6 protein-coding genes are annotated in these 9,476 nt (G+C 70.5%); 4 read left to right on the plus strand and 2 right to left on the minus strand.

The features are described from left to right. Positions 1 to 106 precede the first annotated feature (106 nt). Positions 107 to 526, minus strand: coding sequence for a hypothetical protein (locus VF697_RS29660; protein ID WP_331100162.1), 420 nt, complete (start codon positions 524 to 526; stop codon positions 107 to 109). Between the two features lie 978 nt (positions 527 to 1,504). Next, positions 1,505 to 3,283, minus strand: coding sequence for a monovalent cation:proton antiporter-2 (CPA2) family protein (locus VF697_RS29665; protein ID WP_331100164.1), 1,779 nt, complete (start codon positions 3,281 to 3,283; stop codon positions 1,505 to 1,507). Between the two features lie 165 nt (positions 3,284 to 3,448). Here VF697_RS29665 and VF697_RS29670 point away from each other — a divergent pair, with 165 nt between their 5' ends. The 4 genes from VF697_RS29670 to VF697_RS29685 form a co-directional block, all read left to right on the plus strand. After that, complete coding sequence (locus VF697_RS29670; protein ID WP_331100165.1) at positions 3,449 to 4,657, plus strand: two-component system sensor histidine kinase NtrB; 1,209 nt, start codon at positions 3,449 to 3,451, stop codon at positions 4,655 to 4,657. A gap of 5 nt (positions 4,658 to 4,662) precedes the next feature. Continuing rightward, positions 4,663 to 6,033, plus strand: a complete 1,371-nt coding sequence (locus VF697_RS29675; RefSeq protein WP_331100167.1) for a sigma-54 dependent transcriptional regulator — start codon at positions 4,663 to 4,665, stop codon at positions 6,031 to 6,033. A 114-nt stretch (positions 6,034 to 6,147) separates the two neighbouring features. Beyond that, a complete protein-coding gene (locus VF697_RS29680; RefSeq protein WP_331100169.1) occupies positions 6,148 to 7,794 on the plus strand; it encodes a chemotaxis protein CheA in 1,647 nt (548 codons plus the stop codon). A gap of 28 nt (positions 7,795 to 7,822) precedes the next feature. Beyond that, positions 7,823 to 9,476: methyl-accepting chemotaxis protein (locus VF697_RS29685; protein ID WP_331100171.1), on the plus strand; the 1,654-nt coding region annotated here is incomplete at its 3' end.

Genomic DNA, 9,476 nt, shown 5'->3' on the forward strand with positions numbered 1-9,476 from the left:
TCGAGGTGCTCGGGGTCGGGCAGGGTGTCCACGGGCCCAGCCTCGCCCCGGAGCGCGCCCGTGCCCAGCCCCGAGTAGGGCCGAGCTTCCGCCAGCGGGCATTCCGCTACGGATGGGGAGCCAGGTTGCACCCCCACAGCGTCATGTCCTCGGACACGGTGCCGCAGCGCCAACCCTCGTCACAGGAGTCGAGGTCATGCGGGTCGCATTGGGGGAAGCAGGCACTGGTGGTACGCGAGGCCTGCCCACAGACGTAGCCGGCGGGGCAGCCGTTCGGGAGGAGGGGATTGCAGGAGCGGGCGCACCAGAAGACGCCGCGGCCTCGCACCACCCGCTTGACGCAGCGCTCGCCCTCGGCGCAAGGCGTCTCCGGGCAGGTGCCGACGACACTCTCCAGGCATTGGTATCTGGACTCGGTGATGCGCTTGCACTGCTGTCCCTGGGGACATCCGAGCTGCTGACAGTCCGGAACGCAGCCGGGGCCGTCCGCCCCTTCCCTGCAAAGGTAGCCGGTCGGGCAGCTCACCGGGTCCTCGAGCCGACAGGGTACGGTACATAGCTCGCTGACGCAGCGCAGGCCCTCACGACAGGCCCCGCCACGGGAGAGGTAGCCGGAGTCGCACGTCTCTCCCTCGCGGCGTATCCCCTCGGGGGTGCAGCGGCGGACGACGGGGCCGGAGTCTCCCCTGTTGGCGGCCCGGCAGGCGAAGCCGGGAAGGCAGTGCGCGTCCTCCTCGCACTCCGAAGCCATGCATTCGAGGCGACGCGTCTCGCGATTGGCCACACACCCCTGACCGGCCGGGCAGTCGCTGTCCGTCCGGCAGCTCCCGCATGTCATGACTCCACCGTCGAAGGTGCAGTGCATGGCGGAGGCGGGGAGGCCGTCCGGCGCGAGCTCCTTCGGCGCGGCTGGCGGGCGCGACATGGCTTGGATGGCCGGGGCGGGCGCGCTCTCCGCGAAGCTGGCGACGGGTTCGAGGGCGTGTGCCGGAGGCAGGGGCGCTGGAGGGGGGTGCAGGGTCACGGGTAGGACGGTCCGTCCGTGGGTGTGACCGCCCTGGAAGCCCGAGGTGCCGGTGGCGGAAGAGACTTCGCCGTGTGCACCGGGCCCGGGGAGCGCGGTGGCGACCTGCCAGAGCAGCAGCACGCAGCCCACTCCCACCAGGGCCAGCGCGGTCCCTCGGGCGTGTGAGCTGTCCTGTGGCGGGCGCGACATGCGGCTAACAGGCCGTGTAGTTGCAGCACATCATGTCACCGCCGTCGCTGCCGCAGCCGCAGGGGTAACACTTCCAGCAGTCATCGTCTTGCATCGCATACGCCGCTCCCCCCAGCAGCGTTCCCGCGGTGCCGACGACGACCAACCATCGAAGAAGAATCTTCTTCCCGCTCTTCATGGACGCCCCCCGTGCCTGGATTCAGGGACCACTCTGCGCCCGCTGGAAGGGCGAATCAAAGGCCAGCGGGGGCGAGCGTTCAGGCGCTCACGAATCCCTTCCGTGGCGGCTCAGCCGGACTTCTTCTGCTCGTCCTGCGCGAAGAGCTCCTCCAGCTCCTGGCGCGCCTTGAGCGCTATCTCGGTGAGCTTCTTCACGTCCCCGTGGTGCTTGTACGTGGACAGCAGCATGGCCTCGTCGTGCTGCCGGAAGCGGTCCGTCGCGGTCTTGCTGTCCGACCAGGTGAGCCCCAGCTCCTGGAGCACCTCTCCCGTCATCTCGATGCTGCCGGCATAGGTCTCGCGCATGACGTGGGTGATGCCCAGGTTCAGCAGCCGGTAGGCGTGCTGCCGGTTGCGGGCTCGCGCGAAGATGGTGAGGTGGGGGAAGTGCTGGCGCACCGTCTCCGCCGTCCGCATCGAGGCCTCCACGTCGTCGATGGCCAGCACGAACACCTTCGCGTGCTCGGCGCGCGCCGCCCGCAGCAAGTCCAGCCGCGAGGCATCCCCGTAATAAATCTTCGTGTTGCCGAAGTTCTTGAGGAAGTCGATGTGCTCGGAGCTGGCGTCCAGGGCGGTGAAGCCGATGCGCTTGGCGCGCAGCACGCGCCCCACCACCTGCCCCACGCGCCCGAAGCCCGCGATGATGACCGGGTGCTCCTCCTCGGGCAGCACGTCGAACTCGCGCTTGGCCGCCTTGTGGAAGCGGGGCCGCATGAACCGCGCATAGAGCAGGAAGAGCACGGGGGTGACGGCCATGGAGAGGCTCACCACCACCACCAGCAGGTCCGCCAGCGCCCGGTCCATCACCCGGAAGCCCACCGCGAGCCCGAAGAGCACGAAGGCGAACTCGCCGCCCTGGGAGATGACCACCGCCATGCTCAGGGCGGGCTCATTGCTCTTGAAGGCCCACTTGCCCAGCGCGAAGAGCACCAGCGCCTTGAGCGCCACCAGCCCGAGCACCAGGGCCACCACGCGCACCGGGCCGCTGGCCAGCAGCCCGATGTTCACCGACATGCCCACCGCGATGAAGAAGAGGCCCAGCAGCAGGCCCTTGAAGGGCTCGATGTCGGCCTCCAGCTCGTGGCGGTACTCCGAGTCCGCCAGCAGCACGCCGGCGAGGAAGGCGCCCAGCGCCATGGACAGCCCCACCTGGCTCACCAGCAGCGCGGTGCCCACCACCAGCAGCAGCGCCGTGGCGGTGAACAGCTCCTGGCTGTGCAGCGAGGCCACGAAGCGGAAGAGGGGCCGCAGCACGTAGCGGCCCCCCAGCACCACTCCGGCCAGCACCCCCACCACCTTGAGCACCGACACCCACCCGGGCTCCGTCGACGGGGTGGTGGCCTCTCCGAGGAAGGGCAGCAGCGCCAGCAGCGGGATGACGGCCAGGTCCTGGAAGAGCAGGATGCCGAAGGAGGCCCGCCCGTGCTCGGTGGCCAGCTCGTTCTTCTCCGCCAGCAGTTGGAGCGCGAAGGCCGTGGAGGACAGCGACAGCCCCAGCCCGGTGATGAGCGCGGTGGGCAGCCGCAGCCCGAGCAGCAGCCCCGCTCCCGCCAGCACCACGCCCGTGCCGAGCACCTGCACCCCACCGAGGCCGAACACCGAGCGGCGCAGCTCCCACAGGCGCGAGGGCTGCAACTCCAGCCCGATGAGGAAGAGCAGCAGCACCACGCCCAGCTCGGCGAAGTGGAGGATGCTCTCCACGTCCGAGATGAACCCCGCGCCCCACGGGCCAATCACCATGCCCGCCGCGAGGTAGCCGAGCACCGAGCCCAGGCCGAGCCGTTTGAAGATGGGCACGGACACCACCGCGGCCGCGAGGAAGATGAGGGCTTGTTGCAGGAAGGACATGCCGCGTTCTTGGCATGAGCCAGGGTCGAGGGGCAATACGAGGCCCTGGCGGTACGCCCGTGGAGGGAGCGGGCCTTCGTTGTCGGGACCGGGTACCCTTCGCACCACGGTTTGACTCTTCCTATGCCTCTTCCCTCGTTCCAAAAGCCGGGTCAAACCTCCGCGTTGCCGGACGGACAGGCGCTCGAGGGCTCCTGTGCCTGCGGCTACGGCCGTCCCGCCGCTCCCGACGACCCTTCCCCCGCCACCGCCCCCTCCGCGGGCCCTGGCCTCCCGCGGACCGCTCCCCTGTCGTGCGACGAGGGCTTCCGCCTGCTGCTCGAGAGCCTGGGGGACTCCACCCTCTTCTTGCTCGACCCCAGTGGGCGCATCTCGAGCTGGAACCTGGGCGCCGAGCGCATCAAGGGCTATCGCACCCGGGACATCCTCGGCCGGCACCTCTCCATCCTCTATAGCGAGGAGGATGTGGCGGCGGGTCGCCCCCTGCGGTTGCTGGCGGAGGCGGAGGCCCACGGCAGGACGCAGGACGAGGGGTGGCGGGTTCGCGAGGACGGCTCCCGCTTCTACGCCCATGTGGTCATCACCGCCCTGCGTGACGCCGAGGGTCAGCTGCGCGGCTTCGCCAAGGTGGCGCGCGACATCACCGCCCGCCACGAGACGGAGACGTGGCTGCGCGAGGCGCTCGACGCGGTGCGCCGCAACGAGACCATGTCCCAGCTCGGCTCGCTGGTGGCCGGCGTGGCCCACGAGGTGCGCAACCCCCTCTTCGGCATCTCCGCCACGCTGGACGCCTTCGAGGCACGCTTCGGCCGCTCCGAGGAGCACGCGCGCTACCTCTCCATGCTCCGGCGCGAGGTGTCGCGCCTCAACACCCTCATGCAGGGGCTGCTCACCTACGGGCGCCCGCCGAGCACCGAGCTCTACCCCTGTACCCTCGCCAGCGTGCTCCACGAGGCGGTGGAGGCCACCTCCGCCCTCGCCCAGGAGCACGAGGTGCGTGTGGTGCTGGGCGTGGAGCCGGAGCTGCCCCGCGTGCCCATGGACCCGGGTCGGCTCGCCCAGGTGTTCCAGAATCTGCTCTCCAACGCCCTCCAGCACTCCCCGCGTGGTGCCACCGTGCGGCTCACCGCGCGGCGCCTCGCGGATGACGCCTCGATGCGGGTGGAGTGCGTGGTGGCGGACCAGGGGCCTGGCTTCTCGCGGGAGGACCTGCCCCACCTCTTCGAGCCCTTCTTCACCCGGCGGCATGGGGGCGTGGGGCTGGGCCTCTCCATCGTCCAACGCATCGTGGAGGAGCATCACGGCACGGTCTCCATGGGCAATGGGGCTGACGGAGGCGCCGAGGTCCGGGTGTGCCTCCCAGCAGGAGGGTGAGCCACGTGCGGTGCAAGGTGCTGGTCATCGATGACGAGCCGACGGTCCGCTTCGGCATCCACGACTTCCTCGAGGCCCACGGCCTGGAGGTGCTGGAGGCGGAGAGCTGCCGGCGGGCCCGCGAGCTCTTCCGCTCCTCCCGGCCGGACGTGGTGCTGCTCGACTACCGCCTGCCGGATGGCACCGCGCTCGAGCTGCTCCCCGAGATGCGGGCCGTGGACCCCTCCATCCCCGTGCTGGTGCTCACCGCGCATGCCTCCATCGACATCGCCGTCCAGGCCATCAAGCTGGGGGCGGAGCACTTCCTCCCCAAGCCCGTGGAGTTGCCCGCCCTGTTGATGATGGTGGAGCGTCTGCTGGAGGCCCAGCGGACCCGTCGTCGGCAGCAGGCCCTGGTGGCGAGCTCTCCGGAGGAGCTCAACCCCTTCCTCGGGGAGAGCCCGCGCATCCGCGCCCTGGAGGACACCGCGCGCCGCGTGCTCGACAGCGACAGCCCCGTCCTCATCCAGGGCGAGACGGGCACCGGCAAGGGTGTGCTCGCCACCTGGCTGCACCTGAATGGCCCGCGCGCTGGAGGTCCCCTGGTGCAGCTCAACTGCGCCGGGCTGTCGCCCCAGTTCCTCGACACGGAGCTCTTCGGCCATGAGCGCGGGGCCTTCACCGGTGCCGTCCACCGCAAGCAGGGCCTGCTGGAGGTGGCCCACCACGGCTCCGTCTTCCTCGACGAAATCGGGGACATGGACCCGCAGGTGCAGCCCAAGCTCCTCAAGGTGGTGGAGGAGAAGCGCTTCCGGCGGCTGGGCGAGGTGGAGGACCGCGCGGTGGACGTGCGCCTCATCGCCGCCACCCACCAGGACCTCGCCGAGCGCGTGCGCGCGCAGGCGTTTCGGAGCGACCTGTACTTCCGCATCAGCCCCCTGCCGCTGCTCCTCCCCGCGCTGCGCGAGCGGCCCGAGGACCTGCCCGTCATCGCGCAGGCCCTGCTCGCGCGACTCTCCCGCGAGCTCGGACGCCCCGGGCTCCACCTGACGCCCGACGCCGCGGACGCCCTGCGCGCCTACCCCTGGCCCGGCAACATCCGCGAGCTGCGCAACGTGCTGGAGCGGGCCGTGCTCCTCTCCTCGAAACCGGTGCTGGGGCCCGCTGAGCTGCAGCTCAACCACGACTTCGCGCGCAAGCTCGCTGCTCCGTCCACCGAGCCTTCGTCACTGGCCCCGGAGCTGGACCTGACCCTTCAAGAGGTGGAGCGCAGGCACATCGCCCGCGTGCTCGCCGCCGAGGGCGGGCACGTGGAGCGGGCGGCCAGACGACTCGGCATTCCCCGCAGCTCGCTGTACCAGAAGCTCAAGAGCCTGGGCCTCTCGTCCAAAGTCTAGAATCCAGAATCCATGTCTCGGACACGGCCCGCTGCTGTCACGGCCGGGTGACGCGATTCCGAGGAGTTGTCGACCAGCGGACACTGGCGTGGGGATTGCTCTTGACCCGCGGCGATGAAGCCCGAGTTGGAGAAGGTCTACGCCGTCTTCCTCTCTGAGACGGATGAGCAGCTCGTCAGCCTGGAGCAGGACCTGCTCGCGCTGGAGGCGGCTCCCGGTCCGGAGTCCTTGCGAGCGGTCTTCCGCACGGTCCACACCCTGAAGGGGGGCATGGCCGCGATGGGCTTCACCGAGGCGGTGGAGCTGGCCCACACGCTCGAGGAGCTGCTCACCCGGCTGGAGGCGGGAGCGCTGGTGCTGCACTCGGGGCTGGGCACCCTGCTGCTGCAGTCGGTGGACGCGCTGCGGGAGCTGGTGGGGCTGAAGCCCGTGGCCGAGCCCGACCTGCGCCTGCCCGCCAAGGACATCCATCAACTGCTGGCCTCCACCGCCGCGGCCGCGCGGCCCATGCCGGGGGCGGTCGGCCCGGAGCGGCCCGGGCCCGAGGTGTCCTGCGAGCACCCCGAGGCGCGCCCGGCCCGTGAGCGCACCCTCCGGGTGGGACTGGACCGGCTGGACCGGATGCTGGACCTCACGGGGGAGATCTCCATCGCGCGCGGGCGCCTCACCTCGATGCTCGCGCAGGCCCACCTCTATACGCCGCAGCAACTGCTGGAGGCGCACCGCGAGGCGGACCCGCTCTACCTGGACCTGCAGGAGCTGGTGATGAAGGTGCGGATGGTGCCCATCGGTCGCACCTTCCAGCCCATCGCGCGCGCGGTGAGGGACCTGTGCCTCACCACGGGCAAGCAGGTGCGGCTGGAGGTGAGCGGCGAGGACGTGGAGGTGGACACCACCGTCACCGAGCTCATCCGCGATGCGCTCACCCACCTGGTGCGCAACGCGATGGACCACGGGATTGAGCTGCCCGAGGTGCGCCAGGAGCGCGGCAAGGACGCCACCGGCACGCTGCTCCTGCGCGCCTTCCACGAGGCGGGCACCATCGTCATCCAGATCGTCGATGACGGGGCGGGGCTGGACCGGGCCCGCATCGCCGAGCGCGCGCGGAGCCGGGGGTTGCTCGGGCCGGACGAGGCGCCGTCCGACGCGGACCTCTTCCGCCTCATCTTCGAGCCGGGCTTCTCCACCGCCGAGCGCGTCACCGAGCTGTCCGGGCGGGGCGTGGGCATGGACGTGGTGAAGCGCAACGTGGAGCTGCTGCGCGGCACCATCACCGTGGACACCGTGCCCGGCCAGGGCACCACCTTCACCCTGCGCCTGCCGCTCACCCTCTCCATCATCGAGGGCTTCTCCGTCGGGGTCGGGGCGGAGACGTACGTCATCCCCCTGGAGAAGATCCTCGAGTGCGTGGAGCTGCCGCGGGAGGAGCGGCGTCCCGGGCGCACCGGCGTCCTCAACCTGCGCGGCGAGCCGCTGCCCTACCTGCGCTTGCGTGAGCACTTCCAGCTCGGCGGCGAGCTGCCCCCGCGTGAGAACGTCGTCGTCATCAACCATGGCCGTGGCCAGGCGGGCATCGCCGTGGACACGCTGCTGGGCCAGGGCCAGACGGTCATCAAGCCCCTGGGCAAGCTGTGCCAGGGACTGCCGGGCGTCGCCGGCTCCACGCTCCTCGGAGATGGCCGGGTGGCCCTCATCCTCGACGTCCCCGCGCTGCTCCAGCAGGCCCTGAAGGCACCCCCTCCCGCCGCCGCCGCCGCCTGAGTCCTTCTTCTCCGCTTCGGAAAGCCCCATGTCCTGGTTCCACAACCTGAAGATCGCTCCCAAGCTCTTCCTCGCCTTCTCCTGCTTGCTGGGCCTCACCACGTTCCTCGGCGTCTTCGCCCTCGTCCAGCTGTCCGACGTGCGCGAGGTCTCGCAGGAGATCGCCACCAGCTGGCTGCCCAGCGTGGAGGTGCTCGGAGGCATGAACACCAACACCTCGGACTTCCGGATCGCCCAGGTCGAGCACATCCTCGCGCTCACTCCCGCGCAGATGAGCAACGCGGAGAAGAGCCTGGAGCAGGAGAGCCAGGGCGTGCGCGACGCGATGCGCGAGTACGAGCCCCTCATCACCTCGGAGCGCGAGCGCAAGCTCTACGAGGAGTTCAAGCGGCTGTGGGAGAACTACCTGCGGGACCACCCCAAGCTGTTGCGGTTGTCGCAGCAGAACCAGGACGCGGAGGCCATGGCGCTGGTGCTCGGTCCCATGCACGCGGACTTCAATGCCCTGAGCGACAGGCTCGATGAGCTGGTCGTCGTCAACCGCGAGGGCTCGGACCAGGCGGCGTCGCGCGCGACCCAGGCGTACGTGACGGCGCGGGTGTGGATCCTCGGCGTGCTGGTGGGCAGCGCCGCCTTCGGCCTGCTGCTGTGCCTGCTCCTGGCCCGCATCATCTCCCGGCCGCTGAACCACGCGGTGGCGGTGGCGGACCGCATCGCCGAGGGAGACCTCACCGTGCGCATCTCCTCCGAGACGGAGGACGAGACGGGCCGGCTGCTGGCGGCCCTGCAGCGCATGGCGGACAAGCTCGGTCAGGTCATCGGCGAGGTGCGCGAGGGCGCCGGTGCGCTCGCCTCGGCCTCCTCCCAGGTGTCCGCCTCCTCGCAGAGCCTCTCGCAGGGGACCAGCGAGCAGGCCAGCAGCGTGGAGGAGACCACCTCCAGCCTGGAGCAGATGACGGCCAGCATCACCCAGAACCGGGACCACAGCCGGCAGATGGAGCAGATGGCCGTGCAGGGTGCCCGCGACGCCGAGGAGAGCGGCAAGGCGGTGAAGGAGACGGTGGCGGCCATGGGCTCCATCGCGGAGAAGATCTCCATCATCGAGGAGATCGCCTACCAGACGAACCTGCTGGCGCTCAACGCGGCGATTGAAGCGGCGCGCGCGGGCGATCACGGCAAGGGCTTCGCGGTGGTGGCCACCGAGGTGCGCAAGCTGGCGGAGCGCAGCCAGACGGCGGCGCGGGAGATTTCCGGGCTGGCCTCCAGCAGCGTGAAGGTGGCCTCGCGCTCGGGGCAGCTCCTGGAGGATCTGGTGCCCTCCATCCGCAAGACGGCCGACCTGGTGCAGGAGGTGGTGGCGGCCTCCTCCGAGCAGGCTGGCGGCGTGACGCAGATGAACAAGGCGATGCTGCACGTGGACCAGGTGACGCAGCGCAACGCGTCGGCCTCGGAGGAGCTGGCGTCCACGGCCGAGGAGATGTCCGCCCAGGCCGAGGCGCTCAACCAGCTCGTGTCCTTCTTCCACGTGGCGCAGGACGCCGAGCGCCCCTCGCGCCCGGCGGCCCGTCCCGCTGCGAATAGACCCGTGGCACCGAGGGTTCCCACCGCCGCGCAGGGGCTGAAGGCGGCGGCCAATGGTCTCGGTCAGACCGCTGTGTCCTCCCGTGCCTCGCACCCCGTCG

It is taken from the genome of Archangium sp., assembly GCF_036388035.1.
Classification (GTDB): domain Bacteria; phylum Myxococcota; class Myxococcia; order Myxococcales; family Myxococcaceae; genus Archangium.